This window comes from Actinoplanes couchii (assembly GCF_016862075.1).
In the GTDB taxonomy this organism is placed as follows: Bacteria; Actinomycetota; Actinomycetes; order Mycobacteriales; family Micromonosporaceae; genus Actinoplanes; species Actinoplanes couchii.
The window spans coordinates 1-24,208 of sequence record NZ_BOMG01000012.1 but is presented as its reverse complement, the minus strand read 5'-3'; the positions used below and the strand labels follow the sequence as shown (position 1 = coordinate 24,208).

Genomic DNA, 24,208 nt, shown 5'->3' with positions numbered 1-24,208 from the left:
CCAACCAGCCCCCATCAGCCCTCGCTGAACCTCGCATGACGACGCGGGCCATCCGGCCGGAGCATGTGGCCGACGGCGCGAATCCGGCGGCACAGCCGGTCGTCGGCCCATGACGGGGCGTCCAGCACCCAGCCCGTGATCCGCTCGTCGCGGCCGGCGAGTTCGATCAGGGCCGGGACGGCGCTGACCGCACCGATCTCGGCGATCACCGCCAGTGCCTGCTCAGCGGCCGTCCCGTTGGCGGCGATCACCGCGACCAGTGGGCCGGTTAGGTCACTCTCCGGAACCCCGAGCCGGCTCAACGCCAGGGCGGCACCACTCCGCTCGTGCGGGCCGAGCCTGAGCAGCCCGCGCTCCAGATGCCCGCGGAGTTCGGCCTCGCCGAGCGGGGACGGTTCGGGCAGCGTGAGCGGCTCCCACGGCAGCACGAGCCGGTCGAGGCGGGCCAGAATGTCCCCGGCGATCCGGACACCGTCCCCGTCGTCGACGGCTTCTCCATCGCGGACGGTCTCCCTTTCACCGGCGGCCTCCCCGTCGCGGACGGCCTCCCCGTCGCGGACGGCCTCTTCCTCGCCGGCGGCGGTCCGGATCAGGTCGGTGAGTGGGGCCACCGCCTCGCCGGCGGAGCGGGCGGCGATCAGGGCGGCCTCCCGCACCGGCGGGGCCGGGTCGGTCAGCAGGATGCGCAGGACCGGGAGCAGGGCGGGCGCCGCGGACCGCTGGGCCCCGAACCGGACGTTCAGCGACCAGGCGACCCGGAGCCGCACGCCCGGGTCGGTGGCCCGAGCGGTACCGGACGCGAGGATCACGGCGGCCGGCAGATCGACGGTCCGGAAGATCACCTCCGCGGCGGAGCGGTCTCCCGCCCACACGCTGTCGTAGTCCGGTTCCAGCTCGGTGAAGGCCTCGGCCAGCAGCGCGACAGCCGAATGCGGCAGCGTCCGCCCGGCCCGGATCGTGGCGAGCGCGGCGTCCACCCGGGCCTCGGGTGGGGAGGCGGGACTGAGCGCGGCTCTCACCATCGGCGCCGAGCCGTCCGGGTCGAGCAGGGACAGGGCGGCGAGCAGGGATGCCCGTACCCGCGGATGGGTCTCGGTGTGGGAGGCCTCGGCGAGGGCCGAGGTGAAATGGGGACCGCTCCAGGCCATGGCGTAGGCGGCGGCCGCCCGGACGTCCGGTGCCGGGTCGGTCAGGAGTGGAGGTAGCGGGCCGCTGTGGACGGCGACCGCGGCCCGGACCAGGGGCTGGTCGGGACCGTTGGCCTGGCCGGGGTCGCAGAGGCCACCGATGGTGCGGAGCAGGTGGTCCCGCCGGTGCACGCCGGGGGTGCAGACCAGGTCGATCAGGAACGGGACGGCCTCGACGGTCGCCGGGTAAACCGATCCCTGGTGCCAGAGGCTGGAGTGGAAGTCGTACCGGCCCTCGGCGGCGACCTCCGGATCCGGGGATCCGATCGCCCGCAGGATGTCCGGCGCCTCGGTGCACGGGCCGTAGGCGCCGGGAAACGTGGACCAGTCGATGTCGTCGAACATCGGATCAACCTATGTTGAGGGTATGACGAAGCTGAGTGCGCGGGAGATCGCGGAACGGGCGCCGGACGGCTGGGTGCTGTTGCCGGGGGTGTTACGGACCCGGCTGCGGACCGGGAGCTTCAGTGCTGGCCTGGAGTTGGTGAACGCGATCGGGGCGGCCGCCGAGAAGGCCGACCACCATCCGGATCTGGATCTGCGGTACACGTTCCTGGACGTCACGCTGAGCAGTCACGACGTGGGGGCGGTGACCGGGCGGGATCTGCGGCTGGCGGCGACGATCAGTGAGCTGGCCGCGGCGGCGGGGGTGCCGCTGGAGCCGGCCGGGGCGGTGCGGATGGAGTGGGCCCTGGACACGCCGGCGCGGGCGGGGGTGCTGCCGTTCTGGGCGGCGGTGCTGGGGATGGCGAAGCACACCGACGAGTACGGCGAGGATCTGCGGGATCCGTCCGGCGTACTCCCGGCGGTGTGGTTCCAGCAGTCGGAGGCGGGCGAACCGCGGCAGCGCTGGCATCCGGACCTGTGGATCGACCCGGCCGAGGTGCAGGGCCGGATCGAGGCGGCGGTGGCGGCCGGGGGAACCCTGGTCAGTGACGCGGACGCGCCGTCGTTCTGGGTGCTCGCCGACCCGGAGGGCAACCGGGTGTGCCTGTGCACGTGGCAGGACCGGGAGCAGGCCCGCTGAGCAGAAGGACGGAGAGGCGGGGTGGACCGAGAAATACACCCCGCCTCTCCGTCCGCGCCGATCAGGCCGCGACCGGGGCCTGATCGGTGACCGGAGCCGCCGTCCTGCCGGACAGGTGCCGAAGGTAGGCCGGCAGGGTCAGGAACTCCGGGCAGGTCCGCTCGGTGAGCAGGACCGACAGCAGAGTCCGGGCCTGGCCGAAGCAGCGTGCCCCTTCCTCGTCCAGGGCCCCGGTCTCGCTGAGCACGTCGAGTTCCTCGCGCAGCATCCGGCCGACCAGGGCGGCCGACACCGGGACGCCGTAATCGGTCAGGGTGCCCGTCGAGATCCACTGCCAGAGCTGGGCCCGGCAGATCTCGGCGGTGGCCGCGTCCTCCATCAGGCCGCCGAGGGCGACGGCGCCCCGGCCGCCGAGCCACGCGGCGATGTAGCGCAGCGCCACGCTGACGTTGGTCCGCAGCGCGACCTCACTGACGGTGACGTCACTGGATCGCACGTCGAGCAGTTCCCGAGCGGTGACCCGCACGTCGTCGCGTTTGCGCACGATCTGGTGCGGTTCGTCGCCGAGCCACTGGTCGAACACGTCGCGGCAGGTCTCGACCAGGCCGGGGTGGGCGACCCAGGAGCCGTCGAATCCGTCGCCGACCTCGCGCCGCTTGTCCTGGCGGACCTGGTTGAGGGCGCGTTTCGCGGCGACCGGGTCACGGCTGGGCACGACCGCGGCCATCCCGCCGATCGCGTGGGCGCCGCGCTGGTGGCAGGTCCGGACCAGCAGTTCGGTGTAGGCCCGCATGAACGGGGTGGTCATGGTGACCTGGGAGCGTTCCGGCAGGACCACGTCCGGGCGGTTCTTGATCATGCTGAACAGGTAGTCCCAGCGGCCCGCGTTCAGGCCGGCCGAGTGCTCGCGCAGCTCGTAGAGGATCTCCTCCATCTCGAACGCCGCGTTGATCGTCTCGATCAGGACGGTGGCCCGGATGGTGCCGCGCGGGATGCCGAGGTAGTCCTGGGCGAAGACGAAGACGTCGTTCCAGAGGCGGGCCTCCAGGTGCGACTCCAGCTTCGGCAGGTAGTAGTAGGGGCCGCTGCCCCGGTCGATTTGCCGCTGCCCGCAGTGGAACAGGTAGAGACCGAAATCGAACAGCGACGCGGAGACCGCCCGGCCGCCGATGCGCAGGTGACATTCGGGCAGGTGCCAGCCGCGCGGGCGGATCATGATCGTTGGCAAGTCACCCAATATGCGATAAGTCCGATTTGAGGCGGAGAACTCCAGCGTCCCGTCCAGCGCATCCCGCAGGTTCAGCTGACCGGAAATCACGTTGTCCCAGGTGGGCGACGTGGCGTCCTCGAAGTCGGCCATCCAGACTTTCGCGCCCGAGTTGAGCGCGTTGATGCTCATCTTCCGCGATGGCGGCCCGGTGATCTCGACCCGCCGGTCCGTCAGATCCGGCCGCGACAGGGCGACCTGCCAGGACGGATCCTCCCGGATGTGCCGGGTGACAGCGGAGAAGTCCAGATCGGTGGTCCGGGTGGTCCGGCGGCGACGACGGCGCTCCAGCAACTGGACCCGCCGAGCGCCGAACTCACGATCGAGCGCCACGATGAACGCGACGGCTTCGGGTGTCAGGACCTCGGCGTAGCGGCCGGCCGTGGTGCCCGTGACGGTGACCTCTTCGGCGCCCATCAGAACTGCTCGGTCTCGGTGGAGCCGGACAGCGCGGTGGTGCTGCTGTCCGGGTTGAGGGCGGTGGAGACGGCGTCGAAGTAGCCGGTGCCGACCTCGGCCTGATGCTTGGTCGCGGTGTAACCGTCGGACTCGGCGGCGAACTCGGCCTCCTGCAACTTCACGTAGGCGCTCATCCCGGTCTGGGCGTAACCGCGGGCCAGCTCGAACATCGAGTGGTTGAGCGCGTGGAACCCGGCCAGGGTGACGAACTGGAACTTGTAGCCCATCGCCCCGAGCTCCTTCTGGAACCGGGCGATGGTGTCGTCGTCCAGGTTCCTACGCCAGTTGAACGACGGCGAGCAGTTGTACGCCAGCAGCTTGCCGGGGTGCTTCGCGTGCACCGCCTCGGCGAACTTGCGGGCGAAGTCGAGGTCCGGTTTGCCGGTCTCCACCCAGAGCAGGTCGGCGTAGTCGGCGTACGCGATGCCACGGGCGATCGCCGCGTCGTCACCCGGCCGCACCCGGAAGAAGCCCTCCGAGGTGCGCTCGCCGGTGAGGAACGGCTGGTCACGCTCGTCCACGTCGGTGGTGAGCAGGTCGGCGGCGAGCGCGTCGGTCCGGGCGATCACCAGGGTCGGCACCCCGGCGACGTCGGCGGCGAGCCGGGCCGCGTTCAGGGTCCGCACGTGCTGCTGGGTCGGGATGAGAACCTTCCCGCCCAGGTGGCCGCACTTCTTCTCGCTGGCCAGCTGGTCCTCCCAGTGCACACCCGCCGCACCGGCCGCGATCATGGCTTTCATCAGCTCGAACGCGTTCAGCGGCCCGCCGAAACCGGCCTCCGCGTCGGCGACGATCGGGGCGAACCAGTCGCGCTCGTACCGGCCGGCCGCGGTGTCGATCTGGTCGGCGCGCAGCAGCGCGTTGTTGATCCGCCGGACCACCGCGGGCACCGAGTTCGCCGGGTAGAGCGACTGGTCCGGGTAGGTGTGCCCGGACAGGTTCGCGTCCGCGGCGACCTGCCAGCCGGACAGGTAGATCGCCTTCAGCCCGGCCCGCACCATCTGGGTGGCCTGGCCGCCGGTCAGCGAACCGAGCGCGTTGATGTAGTCCTCGGTGTGCAGCAGCTCCCACAGCCGCTCCGCGCCGCGCTCGGCGAGGGTGTGCCGTTCCTGCAGCGTGCCCCGAAGCCGGACGACGTCCTGCGCGGTGAAGTCGCGCTTCACCCCGGCCCAGCGGGGGTTGGCGGCCCATTCCCGAGTGAGGTCCTCTGCGGTACCGCCACGGTTCTCGGTCGTCATCAGAATTTTTCCCTTCCTTGTTCCAGGACCACACTCTCACGTTTCCTTCGTCGCTGGTTGAAGGCTTTCCCGACGAAAGAAGTGCAGAATTTCTGGTACGTTGAAACTCGTGAGCGCTTCCGACATAGAGCCGTCCGTCGATCTGGTAACTCTCGGGCAACGCCTGCGTCATCTGCGCAAATCCCGCGGAATCACCCTGGAACAGCTCAGTGCCTCGGTCGGGCGGGCCCCGTCCCAGCTGTCGCTGATCGAGAACGGCAAGCGCGAGCCCCGGCTGTCGGTGCTGCAGGCGATCGCCGCCGCGCTGGGCGTGCCGATGCAGGATCTGTTGCGGCCGGAGGCGCCGAGCCGCCGCGCCGGGCTGGAGATCGAACTCGCCCGCTTCCAGCAGAGCCCCGCCTACGCCGCGCTCGGGCTGCCGTCGGTCAAGGCCGGGCGGCGACTGCCCGCCGACGCCCTGGAGTCACTGATCGGCCTGCACCGTGAGCTCGGGCGGGTCCTCACCGAACAGAGCGCCACCCCCGAGGTGGCCCGGCGCGCCAACGCGCAACTGCGGGCCGACATGCGGCAGCGCGACAACTACTTCGCCGAGATCGAGGCGGCGGCGAACAAAGTCCTTCTGTCGGTACGCCACACCACCGGACCGCTGTCGCAGCGCGGGATCCTCGACATCGCCGCGCAGATCGGTTTCAGCCTGCACTACGTCAACGACCTGCCCGCCTCCACCCGGTCCGTCACCGACCTGAAGAACCGGCGGATCTACCTGCCCCAGGTCGCCAGCGGCAAAGGTCACGACCCGCGGGCCGTGGTGCTGCAGACGCTCGGGCACTTCGTGCTCGGGCACGCCGACCCGGCCGGATACGGCGACTTCCTGCGGCAACGGGTCGAGGTCAACTACTTCGCGGCGGCGCTGCTGATGCCGGAGCGGTTCGCCGTCGACTTCCTGGCCGCGGCGAAAGCCGACCGGGCGCTGGCGATCGACGACTTCCGGGACGCGTTCGGGGTGTCGTACGAGACGGCCGCCCACCGGTTCACCAACCTGGCCACCCACCACTTCGGGATCCCGGTGCACTTCGCGCGGGTGCACGAGACCGGGATCGTCTATAAGGCGTACGAGAACGACAACGTCCGTTTCCCGGCCGACGTGACCGGTGCGATCGAGGGCCAGCCGGTGTGCCGCAAGTGGGCGTCCCGCACCGTCTTCGAGGCGGAGGACCCGTACTCGTCGTTCTACCAGTTCACCGACACCACGGCCGGTACGTACTGGTGCACCGTGCACGTCGAGTCCACCCGGGCCGGCGAGTTCTCGGTGACCGTCGGCACGCCGTACGAGCACGCCCGCTGGTTCCGCGGCGGCGACGTCACCGGCCGGACCGTCTCCACCTGCCCCGACCCGGACTGCTGCCGCCGCCCACCGGCCCGGCTGGTCGACAGCTGGTCCGGGAACGCCTGGCCCAGCGCCCGGGTCCACTCCCACCTGCTGGCCGCGCTGCCCCCGGGCACCTTCCCGGGCGTCGACAATCGCGACGTCTACGACTTCCTCGACCGCCGCGCCTAGTACCCGGCCAGCCGGGCCCGGGCCGCCGTCTCGAACGGCTGCTCCCCCGCCGACATCAGGGCCACCAGTTCGTCGGTGGTGGCCTGCGCCTGCGCCGTCACCTCCGGCGGGTAGCCGTACAGCAGCTGGTGTTCGGCGAATTCGTCCTCGTCGAGAACGCGCACCTCGCCGTCCCACAGCCGGATCACGTCCAGGTCCAGGTCGACGGCGTGGATCGCCGCGCCGTCGATCCACGGTCGGCTGGTGACGTCGATGTAGACGGAGACATCGGTGTCCGCCCCGGCCGGGTTGAACGAGGCGATCCAGTTGCCGGTGACCGGGACCAGCGTGAGGAAGTCGTGCGGCTGCACGATCGGCGGCTCCTCACCGCGGCGCATGACGGTGCCTGCCCGCGCGCCGAACCACTGGCCGTGCTCGTCCTCCCCCAGCGGTTCCAGCAGATACGTCCAGTGCCGCCGGCCACCCCACTTGGTGAACCGCATCTCCACATTCATGCTTTCAGGGCGGCGACGGCCTCGACCTCGATCAGCAGGTCGGTGCGGAACAGCCCGGCGACCTGGACCAGGGAACTCGCCGGCGGCCGGGTCACGTCCACGAACTCGTCCCGGACCCGCCGGACCACCGGAAGCTCCTCGACGCCGGTGACGAAGTAGGTCAGCTTCAGCACGTCACCCCAGCCGGCGCCGGCCGACGCGAGCACCGCCTCCAGGTTCCGGAAGACCAGCCGGGTCTGCTCCTCGAATCCGGCTGGAACGGTGCCGTCGGCGTCGATCGCCACCTGCCCGGACGTGTGGATCAGGCGACTGCCCGGCGCGACGACGGCGACGTTGCTGAAACCGTTCGCAGCGGGCTGCCCCGGAAACTCGATGATCGTCATTCCGGTCACTCTAAACAGTCAGCTGCTCCCGCGAAGCCCCTCCACAGCGGACAGCAGATCCTGTTGGGAGATGGGCGTCACGGTCCGGCCACCGGCGTCCTCCATCGCCTTGGCCAGCTGCACCCGGCGCAGCACCTCCTTGATGTCCGCCCCGGTCATGCCGCCGCTGGCGGTGCCGAGCACGGCCAGGTCCAGGTCGTCGGCGAACATCCGGAACCCGGGTTTCTCGTGCACCCCGATCAGGCCGCGGATCATCTTGCGGAAGATCTCCGCGCGGGTGACGTCGTCCGGTCGCGGGACGCTGATCTTCACGTCGAAACGACCGGATCTGATCAGTGACTCGTCGACCCGGTGCGGAAAGTTGGTGGTCGCCACCACGATGACGTTCGGGTTCTCCTCGATCAGGTCGTTCATCTCCTGCTTGAAGATCCCGGCGACCGCGTTGAGGGCCTGGCTGGCGGCGTCCCCACCGGCCCCGGCGTAGCTGACGATCGAGTCGAACTCGTCGAACAGGATCAGCGTCGGCGTCTTGTACCGGCGGGCCGCCCGGAAGATCTCCTTCAGGTTCTTCTCCGAGCCGCCCAGCCACTTGTCCAGGATCTCCGGGGTGCGGATCTCCCGGAACTCGGCGCCGATCTCGTTGGCGAGCGCCCGGGACAGCATGGTCTTGCCGGTGCCGGGTGGGCCGTACATCAGAATGCCCTGGGGTCGGCGGGCGCCCCAGCGGGCCATCGCCTCGGGGTGGCGGAAGGAGACCGCGATCTGCCGCAGTTCGGCGACCACGTCGGCGAGGCCGCCGACCATGTCCAGGGTGACGTCCTGGGTGGTCGGCGCGGTGCGGGGCAGGTTGTCCCGGCTGACCGTGAACCGCCGCCCGGCCAGCGAGGCCGGCCCGGCGATCTCGGTGACCGCCTGCAGCAGCAGGGTGACGAACGCGCGCAGGTGCGCCGGCCCGACGTCGTCCCGCGCCACCCGCGACTCCAGGGTCGCGACGGTCCCGTCATAACTGACGGAGGCCTCGATCCCGGCGGAGGCGTCGGCGAGCAGGGACGGTTCGACCGGCTTTTCCAGACCCAATTTGCGGTACGCCGCCGCGGCCGCGATGCCGACCCCGTCGACCAGACGGGTCACCACCTGGTCGCCGTCGGCGATGCGCTTGGCCAGGATCGGCCCGAGCGGGTCGATGTTGAGGACGAAGCCGCGCATCATCTTGCGGGTGGCGGTGGCGCTCGGCACGGTGGTGATGCGGGCGGTGAAGACGTGCTCGGACCCACCGGTCCCGTCGACGACGAGGTCGACCCGGTGCACGGGCGACGGCCAGTCGGCCCGCCGCAACGGCTCGACCGGATTGACCCGGGCCGCGGCGAGCAGGGTGACGGCGTCGACCAGCTCGACGGTGGCGCCGGCATGCTCGAACGTCTCGGCCCGGGGCCGGGCAGAACTCGCGTCGGTCATGATTCCTCCGCGTGCAATCGGATACCCCCAGCGTGACACGAACCCGCACGATGGGCAGATGTCGTCCCGCACGTACCGGCACCTGCCGTGGCTCGGCTGGTGCTCGGTCATCCTCCTGATGCTCACCTGGGGCGCGGTCGCGCTGGTGATGTCAGCGGTCCGCGCGCCTGACCGTCACCTGGCCACACGTTCAGACCTCAGGAACGGCGAACAGCGACCGGGCCAGTGCCTCCCGCATCTTCCGGGTGGTCGCGGCGAGCTGTTCATGCAGGCGCTCCTGCTCCAGTACGGCTTCGAGCGCGGCGCTCAGCCGTCCCTGCTCGTCGAGTGGAACCATGACGACGGGGAGTTCGGCCAGCGCTGTCAGGGTGATGGCGGGAACCACCGTTCCCGCCGTGTGGCGCCCCATCCAGGAATGGACGGCCTCGGACAACAGGAGATGTGTCAGATAGACGGGAGTCAGCCGGGCATCTTTGATCCGGATCCGGATGAGCCCGGTGGACGGGATCCAGCCGCTCTCTTCCGACGACACCCGGGCGACCCGCCCTCGCTCCGCGGTCCGCGAGAGAAGCAGGTCATCCGGCTGCAGTAGATAGCCGCCCATCGCACGAACCCGCTCCGGAGGAAGGCCTGTGGACGGCCGCTCAGCGATCCGCCCGGACCGGAGGTGCTTCGGCAGCACCACCGGAATTCCGTCGGCCCGCTGAATGTCGCCGCGCACCCGGCTACCGCCCAGGCCGACCCGAAGCTCGCACAGCGCTCCGAGCGGAACCACGGGAACATCCGGCGCCAAGGAAAGGTCCGGTAGCTCCAGGACGTCCCACGTCACCGGACGAAGTCGCTCATGAAGCGCCGATGCCACCCAGGACAGCTCGGTGACGTCTCTGTGCTCCGGCCCGCTGGGAACAGCCCGGATGTGTACGCCCGGACTCAGCACATGGTTCTTCTCGCGCAACGCTGTCACCGGCACCGAACGAGCGAGACCCGGTTCGTCGACGCCGACGCCGGTGCGCCATCGGCGCAGGACTTCGACGATCCGGTCCACCGCGTCCGGGCGGAGAGTCCGCAGCGCCCGGCTGACTTCGGTACCGAGTTCCGTGGCGTCGACGAACAGCGTGTCGAGTGGACGGCCGGCCGGTGCCCGGAGCAACCAGAGGCTCACCGGGATCCCGGTGCCCGGGAACAGGTTCGGTGGAAGCGTGATCACACACTCCACCACGCCGTCCTCGATCATCGCGGCCCGGATCTCCGCTTCCCGGACGTTGCTGGACACTCCCGCGTTGTTGGACATCACCACGGCGGCTCGGCCACGTGGGCTGAGCCGGGATACGACGTATTGCAACCAGGCGAAGTTCCCGTTGTGCGGTGGTGGCCGGCCGTAACGCCACGGGTGCCGCTGGATCACCTCATCCGGCAGCCGCATGTTGAAGGGAGGATTGGTGACGATCAGGTCGAACTGCCGGCTGTCGGGGTTCTCCCACCAGAAACTGCGATCGATGGCCGGCTCGACACCACGGAGCCACAGGTTCATCTCGGCGAGCCCCCCGACCGCATCGGGATTGTGGCCCGTCACGATCTCCGGGCGCCCGTCGTCCCGGGACAGCTGGGTGACCGCCTCGTCCAGGAATTCTCCGGCCCGGCAGTACGGGTCATGAATCCGGGGCCGTTCCGGGACGACATCGGCGAGGGCTGCCACCGCCATTGTCGCCACCGTTCGCGGTGTACACAGTTGCCCGGCCAGTCGACCTTGTGAACGCGAGTAGTCCTCGACGAGTTGCCTCAAAACGTCGGCTGCGGGAAGGCCTTTCTCCCGGGTGGAAACGGACCGGACGACGTCAGCGGGTGCTGCGGTGAACTCGACCCGGAAGTCGGGTGCCGGAACCCTCGACAGGATTCGGTCCTCCGCACCGAAAGCTCGCCAGGCGTTACCGATCCCCGCCCAGTCCGCTTCGGAACGGGCGAGATCGACCATGGACGACCACATCGCCGGCTGGTTCGCTTCCAGGTAGAGAAGCGAGGCCAGCCAGGAGAGCCCGGCCGGGGAGGACGACGCCCGCAGGTTTCCGAGCAACCCCGGGTCAACACGGATGTTCAACTCACGCGGTGCATGAAAGAGTTCGAAACTCGGCGGGCGGATCCTCTCCTCGGCCGGCGATCGCCGGCCGAGGCTGCGCCGGAACCTGCTTCCGTAGTCGAGCCCTTCGTGTTCGCCCTTCCGCAGCATGTTCGCCGGGATGAGGCGACCGTCGAACCAGGTCGCCATGGCATCCACGTCGAACGTCTCGCGGCCGTCGATCCGGGCCGGGCGGGGGAAGTCTTCGTGCCGGCTCTCCCAGTTCGACACCGCAGCGCGACCGACGCCGGCATGGCGAGCGATCTCGGCCCGGCTGATCCGGGCGGGTTCCTCGGAGGTGGGCATGGCGATCAGAACCTCGGCGGGCGGGTGCCGTCGCACACCGCACGGCGGTAGCCGAGAACCTCGGGCACCCGGTCCAGCACGAACGCCTCCTTGGCCGCCACCGGGTCGATGAAGCCGAGCAGCCGGTAGATCTTCCGATGGTCCGTCGCCAGATCCCGGTGGTGGATGGGCTCGTGGTGCATGATCCGGTTGCGGAGCAGCCGCATGGTCTCCAGGTTCTCGTGCAGGTCCCGGCGCCGGCCATGGTAGTGCGGAAACGCCTGGTGCAGCACCGGCACCCAGAGTCGCCGGTCGTACTGCGATCCCCGATTGTTGCTCAGCAGCGAGATCCAGAACCCGAACGAGAGCTCGGCGACGATGTCGTCAGCGGTGGGCGGACCACTCCTCCGGCGTACACACTTGCTCCGTGCCTCGCCGACCAGAGCGACCCCGTGAGCCTGCAAGGGAGCCACGATCCACCAGTCGTCCCGGGCGTACTTCGACCGGAGCACGTCGTGCAGGGCATTGCGGAGCGCGACCTCCAGGCAGTGCAGCGGGCCGTAGAAGGCGCCGGAGATCTCGATGTTCCACCAGTAGAGGCGCTGGGCGTGGCCCGCGTCCTGACCGGCGGCGACCGCGTACGCGTTCAAGCGGGGAGTCGAGAACGCTTTACGCATCCAGGGGGAGAACGTCGCGCTCATCGAAGCCCTTTCATCGACTGCCGGATGTGCTAGCTTGGAACGCGTACGCCCCGGGTCCGCCTCTGCTTGCATGCCGCCCGGGGCACTGCTATATCCGGGCACAAGTTCGCCCAGGCACGGCGCGTCCCGCCGCAGCCGCGCGCCAGCCACCTCAGTCACTTTAGGACAGTCGCACGCTCGCGCGCAAGGTCGCAGCTACCTACGTCGAAGTGTGTACAACCGCCGACAGGCACGTACCACCCCGGGCCGGCAGTCGTGTGGGCGCCGGTCCGGTGCAGTGGCGACGATTTACCGGGCCGAGAGCACGGTGACGTTCCGGTCGAGCAGGTCGCCGACGCTGTAGACGTACGTCTTGGCCAGGGGGTCGCCCAGCTGGGCCTGGAACCAGCGGGCCGACCAGCGGGCGGTCGTCTCGACGCTGGTGCGCTGGGGCAGGGTCTGGATGGACTGGTCGGGGGCGGCTCCGGGTGGGTTCTGGGTGTCGGTGATGCCGTAGTGGTTGGCTCCGGTCAGCGTGATGTAGGCCTTCGGGGTTCCCGACGTCACGTCGTAGGTGGCCCGGCCCTCCGACGGGGTGGCCACGCCGTCGGTCAGGCCCTGGAGGTAAGCGACCGGGACCGTGTTCGCGACCGGGGCGGGGGTGTCGCCGTTGACGTTGTTGCCGCCGTAGGTGACCACTGCCTTCAGCTCCGGCGGGGTGGTGACCGGGGCGGGGCAGAACGGGAAGGTGCAGACTCCGGTGCTCAACGCCAGGGACGCTGCGGCGCCGAACGAGTGGCCGGCCAGGAGCAGGGTGGTCTCGTCGACGCGCCGGTACAGCGGGGATGCCGGGTCGGCGTCCTGGGCGGCGGCCCAGTCCACGGTCCAGCCGGCCTGGGCGCCCTCGGGGAACAGGCCGGCGGTGCCGAGGATGACGCGGCTGTGGTTGGGGACGGCGACCACAAAACCGTACGACGCGAGGGTCTTCGCATACGACACGTAGTGGGCCTTGTCGACGTTGGCGCCTTGGAGCAGGAGCGCGACCGGCAGCCGGCTTCCGGTGGACGGGTAGTAGACGTCGGCGCTGTCGGCGTTGATCGTGGTGGTGAAGGAGCCGGCCGCGGCGTGGGCCGGGGTCGCGATCAGGGCGGAGGTGAGGGCCGCCGACGCGAGAACCGCGGCCACCCGTTTCCAGGAACGGAACACTGTCACATTCATGGATGTGGATGCTATCGGTAGCCGTACCGCTGCAGGAAAGCGACCGCGCCGAGGACCGCCTGGACCGCCGGGACCGCCAGGACCACCGCCAGCATCGGGCCCTGCGGGTTCATGCCGAGGTGCAGCAGCATCATGATCCCGCTGAGCGCCAGCATCGTCAGCCAGGACGCCCGGTCGCCGGGGCTGCGCCAGAGCGACACCCCGCACGGCACGCAGACCAGGGCGAGCGCGCCGAGGGCGGCCAGGATCGCGGGGGCGTGCCCGGCGTGCGAACCGGCCAGGATCAGGTGCACGGCGATGCCGGCGACTCCGGTCAGCGCGGCGAGACGGGCCGGCAGGACCCGGGCCCGGACGGGTGCGGCGTGCTCGACAGCGGTCACGACCGGCCCCCTTCCCTGACCTGGATCACCAGGTCCCGAGAGTCTGCCACAGAAAGATCCGGAGCGGACCGGGTGCAAGACGGTCACCTGCGTTCATTCCCCGGACTTCCCGCCGAATCGAGGAGTGAACCGGCGAAGGGCGGGACCATGGGGTGGAACAACAAACGGGCGAACGCACAGGCGGTCGCGGACGAGGCTGCCGAGGCACGGCAGAACACGTCCGCGGTGATCACCGTGGTGCGTGCGCTGCGTGGGGCCACCACGCCGATCGCCGCGGCGCAGGCCGCGCTGGACGCGGTGCGTGACTCGTTCGGCTGGGCGTACGGGTCGTACTGGCGGATCGACCCGGATGGCGAGGTGCTGCGCTTCGCGGTGGAGTCCGGCGACGCCGGCCCGGAGTTCCGTGAGGTCACCCTGAAGGCGTCGTTCGCCGAGGGCGTCGGCCTGTCCGGGCGGGCCTGGCGCAGCCGCGACCTGGTCTTCGTGCCGGACATCGGGCAGGTGCACGACTGTGTCCGCGCACCCGTCGCCACCCGGGTCGGGGTGAAGAGCGGTGTCTGCTTCCCGCTCTTCGAGGGCGAGCGGGTGGTCGGCACGATGGACTTCTTCGCGACCGGCGAGTCCGGTGAGGTGACGCCGTCCGAGCAGCGCCTGGAGACGCTGCGCAGCGTGGGCCTGCTGGTGTCGCAGGCGATGGAGCGGGTGGTCGAGACCGAGCGGCAGACGGCGGCGGCCGCCGATCTGGCCGCCGTGAACACGGTGCTGCGCCAGGTGTCGGCGTCGAACCGGGAACAGGACGCGATCCGGGAGGCCCTGGACACCATCCGGCGCGAGTTCGGCTGGGCGTACGGCTCGTTCTGGGAGGTGGACGACCAGCGCGGCGCGCTCGTCTTCAACCAGGAGTCCGGCGACGCCGGGGCCGAGTTCCGGCAGGTCACCCAGTCGGCGAGTTTCGCGCCGGGTGTCGGGCTGGCGGGCCGGACGTGGAAGGCGCGGGACATGGTGTTCGTCCCGGACCTGGCCGAGGTGACCGACTGTGTCCGCGCCCCGGCAGCCCAGCGGGTCGGCGTCAAATCGGGTGTCTGCCTGCCGCTGATCGTGCAGGACCAGGTGATCGGCACGATGGACTTCTTCGCGACCGAGCGGCTGACGCTGTCGGACAGCCGGGCCGGTGCGCTGCGCAACACCGCGTTCCTGGTGTCGCAGGCGGTGCAGCGGATCCGGGAGAGCGCCCGGCTGGCCAGTGTCGGCGCGGAGCTGGTCGCCTCGATCCGCGAGGTGGAGCGCAACGTGGTGGAGGCGACCCAGGTGGCCGGGCAGGCGACGAGTGTGACGGGTGCGGCGAACGACGTGGTCGGCCGGCTCGCCGCGTCCAGCACCAAGATCGGTGACGTGGTCCAGGTGATCACCACGATCGCCGCGCAGACGAACCTGCTGGCGCTGAACGCGACGATCGAGGCGGCGCGGGCCGGCGAGGCCGGGCTCGGCTTCGCGGTGGTCGCGACCGAGGTCAAGGACCTGGCCCAGAGCACGGCCCGGGCCACCCAGGACGTGACCGAGCTGATCAACACGATCCAGATCGACGCGGAGAACGTGGTGCAGTCGCTGGCCGCGATCGGCTCGATCGTGGAACAGATCAACCAGACCCAGACGATGATCAGCGGTGTGCTCGCCGAGCAGGCCACCCACACCAGGGACATCATCAGCAACAACGGCTGATCACCGGCATTTCGAGGCCCCGCCCCGCATCTCCCGCCAGAGGTGCACGGCGGGGCCTCTTTCGGTATCTGGCGGACGGCGGGGATGTAACAGTCCTTCAACGACCCTTTTCGATCAACTGCGCACATGGAAAAGTGCTGGGCACGCGCTGAATTCGCCGTGCGGTTTCTTCACGTACGCCTGCCCTCAACTCGGCACTTTCATGATCCATCCAGCGCGCGCCGGTTGCGGTGCGCCAGAAGGAGGAACAACAGTGCGCACCACCCTCGCCCGATCCGCGGCCGCCACCCTGACGGCCGTCGCCATAGCCGCTCTGGGCAGCGCCTGCTCGCCGCCGGAGAAGGAGACGGCGGCGAGCACCACCGGCGCCGCCACCGCCACCAGCGCCGCCGATCTGGGCGGCCTGGAAGCACTGGTCACCGCCGCCAAGGCGGAGGGCCAGCTGAACGTCATCGCCCTGCCCCCGGACTGGGCGAACTACGGCGAGATCATCAAGGCGTTCGGCGACAAGTACGGCATCAAGGTCAACTCGGCCCAGCCGGACGGCTCCAGCCAGGACGAGATCAACGCCGCCGACCAGCTCAAGGGCCAGGACACCGCGCCCGACGTGTTCGACCTGGGCGCCTCGGTCGCCTCCGCCAACGTCGCGAAGTTCGCGCCGTACAAGACGGAGAAGTTCGAGGAGATCCCGGCGAACCTCAAGGACGCGAACGGCGCCTGGGTGAACGACTACGGCGGCTACATGTCGGTCGGTTACGACAGCGCCAAGGTCCCGGCCCCGACCAGCCTCGCCGACCTGCTGAAGGCGGAGTACAAGGGCAAGGTGGCCCTGAACGGCGACCCGACCCAGGCCGGCGCCGCGTTCGGTGGCGTGCAGATGGCCTCGCTCGGCAACGGCGGCACCGTCGACGACATCACCAAGGGTGTCGAGTTCTTCGGCAACCTGAAGAAGGCCGGCAACTTCCTGCCCGTCGACCCGACCTCGGCCACCATCGAGTCCGGCCAGACCCCGGTCGTCTTCGACTGGGACTACCTGAACGCCGCGCAGTCGAAGAAGCTGGCGACCTGGAAGGTGTTCGTGCCGTCCGGTGCCGTGCTCGGTTCGTACTACGTGCAGGCGATCAACAAGGACGCCCCGCACCCGGCCGCCGCGCGCCTGTGGCAGGAGTTCCTCTACTCCGACGAGGGCCAGAACCTGTGGCTGAAGGGCGGCGCCCGCCCGGTCCGCGCCGAGGTGATGGAGAAGGCCGGCACGATCGACGCGACCGCGTTCGCCGCGCTGCCGAAGATCGACGGTGCGCCGGTCGTCCCGACCGAGGAGCAGAACACCAAGGCCAAGGAGTACCTGACCGCGAACTGGGCCAAGGCAATTGGCTGAGACGGCGACCGCCGCTCCGCAGCGTGTGGCCGGCCGGCCACGCCTGCGGGGCGGCGCCCTTCTGGGCACGGTGCCGTTCTTCGCGTTCGTGACGATCTTCCTGGTCATCCCGACGCTCACCGTGATCATCGGTGCGTTCACCGGTGACGGCGGCAGCGGGTTCACGCTGGAGAACGTGCGTGCCCTCGGGGACGACTACATCCTGGCGGCGTTCGGCCGCAGCATCACCCTGTCCGCGTCGAGCGCCGTGATCGGCGCGATCCTCGGAGCACTTCTGGCGTACGCGCTGGTCACCGGCAAGCCGGACGGCCTGCTCCGGCGGGCGGTCACCGCGGCGGCCGGGGTGCTCGCCCAGTTCGGCGGCGTGACCCTGGCGTTCGCGTTCCTGGCCACCATCGGACTGTCCGGCTTCGTCACGCAGTGGCTGCAGGAGCACGGTCTGGACCCGTACGCCAATGGGGTCTGGCTCTTCGAACTTCCGGGTCTGACCCTGGTCTACACGTATTTCCAGATCCCGCTCATGGTGATCGTCTTCCTGCCCGCGCTGGACGGCATCCGCCCGCAGTGGCGTGAGGCCGCGACCAGCCTGGGCGGCAGCACCTGGCACTACTGGACCCGGGTGGCCGGGCCGCTGCTGGCGCCGGCGTTCCTCGGTTCGGCCCTGCTGCTGTTCGCCAACGCCTTCTCCGCGTACGCCACCGCCGCCGCCCTGGTCAGCCAGGGCAGCCCGATCGTCCCGCTGCAGATCCGCGGCGCCCTGACCAGCGAGGTCGTGCTCGGTCAGGCGAACCTGGGCAAGGCGATGGCACTGGGCATGGTGGTGGTCGTGGCCGTGGTGATGGCCCTCTACTCCCTGCTGCAGAAGAGGACGGCGAAGTGGCTCGGGTAGCTTTCCGGTGGACCGTCCTGACCGTGATGGGCGTGTTCTTCCTGCTGCCGCTGGTGGCGATGGTCGAGTTCAGCACCCGTGACCCGGAGACCTGGCCGCTGCTGCTGAACTGGCCGAAACTGAGCGCCGACTACCCGGCGCTGGCCGTGGGCATCCTCGCGTCGCTGGCGCAGGCGGCGGTGACCACGGTGCTGATGCTGGTGCTGCTGGTGCCGACCGCGATCTGGGTGCGGCTGCGGCTGCCGAAGGTGCGGCCGCTGGTGGAGTTCCTGTGCCTGCTGCCGCTGACGATCCCGGCGATCGTGCTGGTGGTCGGGCTGGCCCCGGTGTACGCGTGGGTCAACTACTTCGTCGGCGGCTCGTCGATCACGCTGGTGTTCGCGTACACGGTGCTGGTATTGCCCTTTGCGTACCGGGCCGTCGACACCGGCCTGTCCGCGATCGACGTGAAGACCCTGGCCGAGGCGGCCCGCAGTCTGGGCTCCGGCTGGTTCACGGTGATCGTGCGGGTGGTGCTGCCGAACATCCGCTCGGCCGTGCTGTCCGCCGCGTTCCTGACCGTGGCCCTGGTGCTCGGCGAGTTCACCATCGCCTCGCTGCTGCACCGCACCAACCTGCAGGTCGCCATCGAGTTCCTGGGCAAGAGCAGCGCCACCGTCTCGGTGGCCGTCTCGCTGGCGGCCCTCCTTCTCGCGTTCGTCCTGCTGATCGTGCTGTCCATCGCGGGTTCATGGAAGGGAAAGAAGTCATGACCGGCGTCGCCGTTCATCTCGACGGGCTGCGCCGCACCTTCGGCACCGTGCACGCCCTGGCCGATCTGGATCTGTCGATCTCCCCCGGCGAGCTGATCGCTCTGCTCGGGCCGTCCGGCTGCGGCAAGACCACGGCGCTGCGGATCCTCGCCGGCCTCGAGGAGGCGACCGCCGGCCGGGTGCTGGTGGACGGCAAGGACATCACCCGGCTGCCGGCCAGCAAGCGGGACATGGGCATGGTGTTCCAGGCGTACAGCCTGTTCCCGCACCTGAACGCCCAGCAGAACGTGGAGTTCGGCCTGCGGCTGCGCAAGCGGTCTTTGAAAAGGGCCGCCGAAATGCTGGAATTGGTCGGTTTGTCCGGCTTCGAGAACCGCTACCCCAACCAGCTCTCCGGCGGCCAGCAGCAGCGGGTCGCCCTGGCCCGCGCGCTCGCCATCGAACCGCAGGTGCTGCTGCTGGACGAGCCGCTGTCGGCGCTGGACGCCAAGGTCCGGGTGCAGTTGCGCGACGAGATCCGGCGGATCCAGACCGAGGTCGGGACCACCACCCTCTTCGTCACGCATGACCAGGAGGAGGCTCTGGCGATCGCCGACCGGGTCGGCGTGATGAAGTCCGGCAAGCTGGAGCAGCTGGCCGCGCCCGCCGAGGTCTACCTGCGCCCGGCGACGCCGTTCGTGGCCGACTTCGTCGGGATCAGCAACCGTCTGCCCGGCGTCGTCGAGGGCGATACCGTGCAGGTGCTGGGCACGAAGCTGCCGCTGGTCGGCACACACGCCGACGGTGCGGTCACCGCGCTGATCCGGCCGGAGTCGATCCAGGTCTCCCCCGACCCCTCGTCCAGCGCGAAGGTGCTGACGAGCAGTTTCCTGGGTTCGCTCAGTCGCGTCACGGTGACCGTTGACGATCACCTCGTGGTGGCCCAGGTGCCGAGTGGCGATTTGCCGGAATTAACCCAGGGGACGCGGGTACGTCTGACGATCTCGCCGTTGGCGGTGGTCGTCGAATAGACAGCGATTTACTCGGGCGTTACAGTCGGAGGCCCTGGGAGCGCTCCCAGCGCGGGTTTTCCCCGGCCCGCGTACATCCCCCCGAGGTGATGCCCCCGTGAAACGCCGAACCGGCACCATCCTAGTCACGGCTCTGGCCGTGGCCGCCGCCGCCTTCTTCGCGCTCCCGGCGAGCGCGGAGACGGCGGCGTTCAGCGTGCAGAGCTCGTGGAGCAACGGCTACCAGGCCCAGGTCACGGTCACCAACGACCGGCCGACCGCGATCAGCACCTGGACGGTCCAGCTGACCCTGCCGGCCGGCACCACGATCGGCCAGTCCTGGAACAGCACGCTCGCCACCAGCGGCAGCACGTACACGTTCACCCCGGCCGGCTGGAACGCCTCGATCCCGGCGGGCGGCACCACCAGCTTCGGCTTCATCGCCACCGGCACCGGGCGGCCGACGGCCTGCCTGGTCAACGGGCAGGCCTGCTCCGGCGGCACCACACCCTCCCCGTCGCCCTCCGCCCCGTCGCCGTCGCCGGGCGGCACCCCGGTCCAGGTCAACGGGCAGCTGAAGGTCTGCGGCACCAAGCTCTGCAACGAGAGCGGCCAGGCGGTCCAGCTCAAGGGCATGAGCACGCACGGCATCCAGTGGTTCCCCAGCTGCTACACCGGCACGGCGCTGGACTGGCTGGCCGGCGACTGGAACGCCGACCTGTTCCGGATCTCGATGTACGTGCAGGAGGACGGGTACGAGACCGACCCCGCGGGCTTCACCGCGAAGGTGAACGCGCTGGTCGAGGAGGCCACCGCCCGCGGCATGTACGCGCTGATCGACTTCCACATCCTCACTCCCGGCGACCCGGCGTTCAACCTGGAGCGGGCCAAGACGTTCTTCGCCCAGGTGTCGGCCCGGCACGCGGCCAAGAAGAACGTGCTCTACGAGATCGCCAACGAGCCGAACGGGGTGAGCTGGGCGCAGATCAAGAACTACGCCGACCAGGTCATCCCGGTGATCCGCGGCAACGACCCGGACGGTGTCGTGATCGTCGGCACCCGCGGCTGGTCGTCGCTGGGCGTCTCCGAGGGCGGCAACTCCGCGGAGATCGTGATCAACCCGGTCAGCGCCGGCAACGTGATGTACGCGTTCCACTTCTACGCGGCGTCCCACAAGGACAACTACCGCGCCGAGGTGGAGCGGGCGGCGGCCTCGCTGCCGCTGTTCGTGACCGAGTTCGGCACCGTCACCTACACCGGTGACGGCGCGGTCGACACGGCCAGCACCACCGCGTGGCTGGACCTGCTGGACCGGTTGAAGATCGGGTACGCCAACTGGACGTTCTCCGACGCGAGCGAGGGCAGCGCGGCGCTCAAGCCGGGCACCTGCGCCGCCGGGGCGTTCGGCGGCACCAGCGTGCTCACCGAATCGGGCGCCCTGCTCCGCAACCGGCTGCGCGCCTGATCCTCCCCAAGCCGCCGGGCTCGCCTCCCTTCCACCGGGCGAGCCCGGCTCTATTTAATGTTCCACTTATATAAGCTCAAGATGATAAGGTGCTGGAGTGCATGCGTTCGATGTCCTCGGGGATCCGGTCCGACGCCGGATCCTCGAGCTGCTCGCCGAGGGTGAGCAGACCTCCGGCGCCGTCACCGCCGTCATCCGGGCGGAGTTCGGCATCACCCAGCCGGCCGTGTCCCAGCACCTGCGGGTGCTGCGCGACAACGGCTTCGCCACGGTGCGCCCCGACGGCGCCCGGCGCCTCTACGCGGTCGATCACACCGCGCTGCGGCAGGTCGACGAGTGGCTGGCGCCCTTCCGGAGGTTCTGGACGCCGCACCTCGCCGCGATGGCCACCGAGGTGGCCCGCGGCAAACGCCTCCGGCGGCTGGCCGAAGGCGTCGCACCGACCGAGACGAGGCACGCGGGATGATCGACGTCAAAGAGCAGATTTCGGCCGTACGCCGGACCATCGGCACCCGGGTCCTGGAGGCGGGTGAGGCGCGCGTGATGACGATCAGCCAGGCCTACGACACCGACCCGGACGACCTGTGGGACGTGGTCACCAACCCAGCACGGATCCCGCGCTGGTTCCTGCCGGTCTCCGGCGACCTGCAGCTCGGCGGGCGGTACCAGTTCGAGGGCAACGCCGGTGGCACCATCACCGCCTGCGACAAGCCCCGGTCGGTGTCCGCCACCTGGGAGTTCGGCGACCAGATCAGCTGGGTCGAGGTGCGGATCATCCCGGAGGGTTCGCAGACCCGGTTCGAGTTGGAGCACGTGGCCCACGTCGACGACGAGCACTGGGCTCAGTACGGGCCGGGTGCGGTCGGGCTCGGCTGGGAAGGCGCGTTCTGGGGCATGGCCAACTACCTGGCCGCTCCGGGCGCCGAACCGATCACGCCGGAGGCGGCCATGGCGTGGGCGATGTCCGAGGACGGGCTCACCTTCATGCGGCTCAGTGCCGACGCTTGGACCGAGGCGGACATCGCCTTCGGCACCGACCCCGCTACGGCGCGGCAGCAGGCGGCCAACTCTTTGAAGGCTTACACCGGCCAGGAGTAGGCGGCTGGGGCCTGGCGGGCGCCACGTGCCCCTTCCATCCTTTCGGCCTTCTTGTCTCTTTCGGCCTTCTTATCTCTTTCGGCCCAGGCGGGGCCCGCTTGCTTCTTTCCGCTCAGCGGGCCCCGCCTGCTTCTTGCCGCCGGCGTCCTTCGGCTCGCTTCCTCCCGCCGGCGTCCTTAAGCTTCCTTCTTCCCGCCTGCTTCTTTCGACTTCCTTTTTTCCGCTGCTTCTTTCCGCTCAGCGGGCCCGCTTGCTTTCTTCTACCCCAGGCGGGCCGGTAGGGCCGGGCCTCGGCGGCGGGCCCGGAGGCTTCCGCGCATGTCTTCGGCCCGGTCGCGGGCGGTACCCAGCCGGTCCCGGACGACCAGCCAGGTGCGGGCCGCCCGGACCCGGGTGGTCCGCCGGCACGGGGTGGACACCTCGTAGCCGAACCGGGCCAGCCGGTCGCCGAAGACCGCCTCGCAGCGGGCCACCTCGTCGTCGGTCAGCCGCTGCCGCCAGCTGCTGACCCGCGCGGTGGTCACCTCCGACCGGGTCAGCTTGTGCCAGGTCTTCCAGGTCGGCACCGCCACCGGGGCCAGCTCGGACGGCCGGGCCATCGCCGGGTCGTACTCCTCGCCCAGGAAGTCGCAGATCGCCCGCAGCCCGGCCTCCGGATCGGCGGTCAGGTCCTCGTACCGCACCTGGTGGAAGACGTCCGCCGGATAGGTACGGGCGGCCCGCAGTGAGGCGTCCGCCGACCGCGCCCAGTAATCGATCAGCTCGTCGAAATCGGCCGGCCGCCACGGCGTCTCCTTGAGCGACGCCACACAGTCCCGCCCGTCCCGCATGATGTTGATGATCTGCGCGTCCGGGAAGAGCCGCAGGATCGCCGGCAGGTTACGCAGGTAGGCGGGCCGCTTGTCACCCCAGCGCGGTTTGCCGAACCGGTCGGCGTAGAGCTTGAAGACCGTCCCGAGCGCCGACCCGAGGGTGGGCGGTGCCGCGACGATCGCCTCGATCACCGCCGCCCGATCCAGCCCGAGGTCGCCGAAGTTCGCCGTCCCGGTGATCCACTCCCCGAGCGCCCGCCGCTGCCCCGCGTCCGCCAGATCCCCGAACTCGTGCCGCCGGAAGAACGCCGGCAGCAGGAACCGGCTCTCCGGCGGCAACGCGATCCGAGGGTGAGCGTGCAGCATCAGCTGAAGCATCGTGGTGCCGGAGCGAGGGCACCCGACGACGAAGATCGGGCGATCAGACATACGTGAGACCGTAAAGGAATAATTGTCCCTTTTGCAAAGATGATCCCGATTCTCATCCGTCCGGGCGGACTTGACCTGTACCCAGGTGCAGGTTGGATGCTGAAGCACGTGGATGTGACCGCGTACCTCGACCGGATCGGCCTCGACGGCCCGCGCGACCTGCCTGAGCTGCACCGGGCTCATCTGTCGACAGTGCCGTTCGAGAACCTGAGCCTCGACAAGGTGTCGCTGGAGCCCGGCGACCTCTTCGACAAGATCGTGCGGCAGCGGCGGGGCGGGTTCTGCTATGAGCTCAACGGCCTGTTCGCGCTGTTGCTCGGCGAGCTGGGCCACACGGTGACCCGGCTGGCCGCCCGGGTGTTCGGCGCCGAGCGGCTCGGCCCGCCCTACGACCATCTCGCCCTGCTGGTGGACGATCGATGGCTGGCCGATGTCGGCTTCGGCGATCACAGCACGTTCCCGCTGGACTGGCGGTCCCGGGCCGACCAGGAGGATCCGGGCGGCCGCTTCCGCCTGGAGGACACCACCGACGGCGACGTGCTGGTGCTGCGCAACGGCAAGCCGGCCTACCTGCTCGAGACCCGCCCCCGCGAGCTGGCCGACTTCGAGGCCACCTGCTGGTTCCAGCGGACCAACCCGGCCTCACACTTCACCCACAAGACGATCTGCTCCCGCCTGACCCCCGACGGCCGCATCACGATCAGCGACCACACCCTGATCGTGACCACCCCATCCGGCCGATCCGAGACCCCACTGACCGACGAGTCCCGCAGGGAGGCCTACCGAACCCACTTCGGCCTGTAACCACCCGACACCCAGCAAGCCGCCACCCCTCGAACAACGCGGTGCCCCCGGGCGACGCGGTGCCCCCGGGCGACGCGGTGCCCCCGGGCGACGCGGTGCCCCCGGGCGACGCGGTGCCCCCGGGCGACG

22 protein-coding genes are annotated in these 24,208 nt (G+C 69.9%); 11 read left to right on the top strand and 11 right to left on the bottom strand.

What is annotated here, in order from left to right; all coding sequences use genetic code 11:
• Window positions 1-14: 14 nt before the first annotated feature.
• Complete coding sequence (locus Aco03nite_RS03170; protein WP_203793048.1) at window positions 15-1,532, bottom strand: hypothetical protein; 1,518 nt, start codon at window positions 1,530-1,532, stop codon at window positions 15-17.
• 22 nt (window positions 1,533-1,554) lie between these two features.
• Between Aco03nite_RS03170 and Aco03nite_RS03165 the strand changes: the two genes are divergently transcribed.
• Window positions 1,555-2,214 (top strand): 4a-hydroxytetrahydrobiopterin dehydratase, encoded by a 660-nt coding sequence (locus tag Aco03nite_RS03165; RefSeq protein WP_203793047.1) that lies wholly within the window; start codon window positions 1,555-1,557, stop codon window positions 2,212-2,214.
• Between the two features lie 61 nt (window positions 2,215-2,275).
• On the opposite strand, the gene aceB is transcribed toward Aco03nite_RS03165, so the two are convergent.
• On the bottom strand, window positions 2,276-3,898 hold the full coding sequence (gene aceB / locus Aco03nite_RS03160; RefSeq protein WP_203793046.1) for a malate synthase A: 1,623 nt from the start codon (window positions 3,896-3,898) through the stop codon (window positions 2,276-2,278).
• The gene (aceA, locus tag Aco03nite_RS03155; protein ID WP_203793045.1) at window positions 3,898-5,178 is read right to left on the bottom strand and encodes an isocitrate lyase; all 1,281 of its coding nucleotides are present in this window, start codon (window positions 5,176-5,178) and stop codon (window positions 3,898-3,900) included. Before aceA ends, aceB begins: the two co-directional genes overlap by 1 nt.
• A gap of 109 nt (window positions 5,179-5,287) precedes the next feature.
• On the opposite strand from aceA, the gene Aco03nite_RS03150 reads away from it, so the two are divergent.
• Window positions 5,288-6,736, top strand: coding sequence for an XRE family transcriptional regulator (locus Aco03nite_RS03150; RefSeq protein WP_203793044.1), 1,449 nt, complete (start codon window positions 5,288-5,290; stop codon window positions 6,734-6,736).
• Here the strand turns inward: Aco03nite_RS03150 and Aco03nite_RS03145 are convergent.
• The 7 genes from Aco03nite_RS03145 to Aco03nite_RS03115 all read right to left on the bottom strand — a co-directional run bounded on the left by Aco03nite_RS03145 (window position 6,733) and on the right by Aco03nite_RS03115 (window position 13,744).
• Window positions 6,733-7,230: a DUF402 domain-containing protein gene (locus tag Aco03nite_RS03145; protein WP_203793043.1), complete on the bottom strand. Its 498-nt coding sequence runs from the start codon at window positions 7,228-7,230 to the stop codon at window positions 6,733-6,735. The two genes, Aco03nite_RS03150 and Aco03nite_RS03145, sit on opposite strands and share 4 nt — an antisense overlap.
• Window positions 7,227-7,613, bottom strand: a complete 387-nt coding sequence (locus Aco03nite_RS03140; protein WP_203793042.1) for a RidA family protein — start codon at window positions 7,611-7,613, stop codon at window positions 7,227-7,229. Before Aco03nite_RS03140 ends, Aco03nite_RS03145 begins: the two co-directional genes overlap by 4 nt.
• An 18-nt stretch (window positions 7,614-7,631) precedes the next feature.
• Window positions 7,632-9,068, bottom strand: a complete 1,437-nt coding sequence (locus Aco03nite_RS03135) for an ATP-binding protein (protein WP_203793041.1) — start codon at window positions 9,066-9,068, stop codon at window positions 7,632-7,634.
• A gap of 190 nt (window positions 9,069-9,258) precedes the next feature.
• Entirely contained in the window at window positions 9,259-11,523 is a 2,265-nt protein-coding gene (locus Aco03nite_RS03130) for an N-6 DNA methylase (RefSeq protein ID WP_203793040.1), read from the bottom strand.
• A complete protein-coding gene (locus Aco03nite_RS03125; RefSeq protein WP_203793039.1) occupies window positions 11,493-12,167 on the bottom strand; it encodes a hypothetical protein in 675 nt (224 codons plus the stop codon). The genes Aco03nite_RS03130 and Aco03nite_RS03125 overlap by 31 nt, the downstream gene beginning before the upstream one ends.
• 288 nt (window positions 12,168-12,455) lie before the next feature.
• The gene (locus tag Aco03nite_RS03120; RefSeq protein WP_203793038.1) at window positions 12,456-13,364 is read right to left on the bottom strand and encodes an alpha/beta hydrolase family protein; all 909 of its coding nucleotides are present in this window, start codon (window positions 13,362-13,364) and stop codon (window positions 12,456-12,458) included.
• Window positions 13,365-13,375: 11 nt separating this feature from the next.
• On the bottom strand, window positions 13,376-13,744 hold the full coding sequence (locus Aco03nite_RS03115) for a hypothetical protein (RefSeq protein WP_203793037.1): 369 nt from the start codon (window positions 13,742-13,744) through the stop codon (window positions 13,376-13,378).
• A gap of 147 nt (window positions 13,745-13,891) precedes the next feature.
• Between Aco03nite_RS03115 and Aco03nite_RS03110 the strand changes: the two genes are divergently transcribed.
• The 8 genes from Aco03nite_RS03110 to Aco03nite_RS03075 all read left to right on the top strand — a co-directional run bounded on the left by Aco03nite_RS03110 (window position 13,892) and on the right by Aco03nite_RS03075 (window position 22,034).
• Window positions 13,892-15,463 carry a GAF domain-containing protein gene (locus Aco03nite_RS03110; protein ID WP_203793036.1) on the top strand — a complete coding sequence of 524 codons (1,572 nt, stop codon included), beginning with the start codon at window positions 13,892-13,894 and terminating at the stop codon, window positions 15,461-15,463.
• A gap of 253 nt (window positions 15,464-15,716) precedes the next feature.
• Window positions 15,717-16,841 carry an ABC transporter substrate-binding protein gene (locus Aco03nite_RS03105; protein ID WP_239144876.1) on the top strand — a complete coding sequence of 375 codons (1,125 nt, stop codon included), beginning with the start codon at window positions 15,717-15,719 and terminating at the stop codon, window positions 16,839-16,841.
• Complete coding sequence (locus Aco03nite_RS03100) at window positions 16,834-17,730, top strand: ABC transporter permease (protein ID WP_239144875.1); 897 nt, start codon at window positions 16,834-16,836, stop codon at window positions 17,728-17,730. Before Aco03nite_RS03105 ends, Aco03nite_RS03100 begins: the two co-directional genes overlap by 8 nt.
• Window positions 17,718-18,482: an ABC transporter permease gene (locus Aco03nite_RS03095; protein WP_239144874.1), complete on the top strand. Its 765-nt coding sequence runs from the start codon at window positions 17,718-17,720 to the stop codon at window positions 18,480-18,482. Before Aco03nite_RS03100 ends, Aco03nite_RS03095 begins: the two co-directional genes overlap by 13 nt.
• The gene (locus Aco03nite_RS03090; RefSeq protein WP_203793034.1) at window positions 18,479-19,492 is read left to right on the top strand and encodes an ABC transporter ATP-binding protein; all 1,014 of its coding nucleotides are present in this window, start codon (window positions 18,479-18,481) and stop codon (window positions 19,490-19,492) included. The genes Aco03nite_RS03095 and Aco03nite_RS03090 overlap by 4 nt, the downstream gene beginning before the upstream one ends.
• A 97-nt stretch (window positions 19,493-19,589) precedes the next feature.
• Window positions 19,590-20,936: a cellulase family glycosylhydrolase gene (locus Aco03nite_RS03085; RefSeq protein WP_203793033.1), complete on the top strand. Its 1,347-nt coding sequence runs from the start codon at window positions 19,590-19,592 to the stop codon at window positions 20,934-20,936.
• Window positions 20,937-21,033: 97 nt separating this feature from the next.
• A complete protein-coding gene (locus tag Aco03nite_RS03080; protein ID WP_203793032.1) occupies window positions 21,034-21,402 on the top strand; it encodes an ArsR/SmtB family transcription factor in 369 nt (122 codons plus the stop codon).
• A complete protein-coding gene (locus Aco03nite_RS03075; protein ID WP_203793031.1) occupies window positions 21,399-22,034 on the top strand; it encodes an SRPBCC family protein in 636 nt (211 codons plus the stop codon). Before Aco03nite_RS03080 ends, Aco03nite_RS03075 begins: the two co-directional genes overlap by 4 nt.
• 260 nt (window positions 22,035-22,294) lie before the next feature.
• Here Aco03nite_RS03075 and Aco03nite_RS03070 read toward each other — a convergent pair whose 3' ends face one another.
• Window positions 22,295-23,275: a sulfotransferase family protein gene (locus Aco03nite_RS03070; RefSeq protein ID WP_203793030.1), complete on the bottom strand. Its 981-nt coding sequence runs from the start codon at window positions 23,273-23,275 to the stop codon at window positions 22,295-22,297.
• 96 nt (window positions 23,276-23,371) lie between these two features.
• Between Aco03nite_RS03070 and Aco03nite_RS03065 the strand changes: the two genes are divergently transcribed.
• Complete coding sequence (locus Aco03nite_RS03065) at window positions 23,372-24,079, top strand: arylamine N-acetyltransferase family protein (RefSeq protein ID WP_203793029.1); 708 nt, start codon at window positions 23,372-23,374, stop codon at window positions 24,077-24,079.
• Window positions 24,080-24,208: the final 129 nt, after the last annotated feature.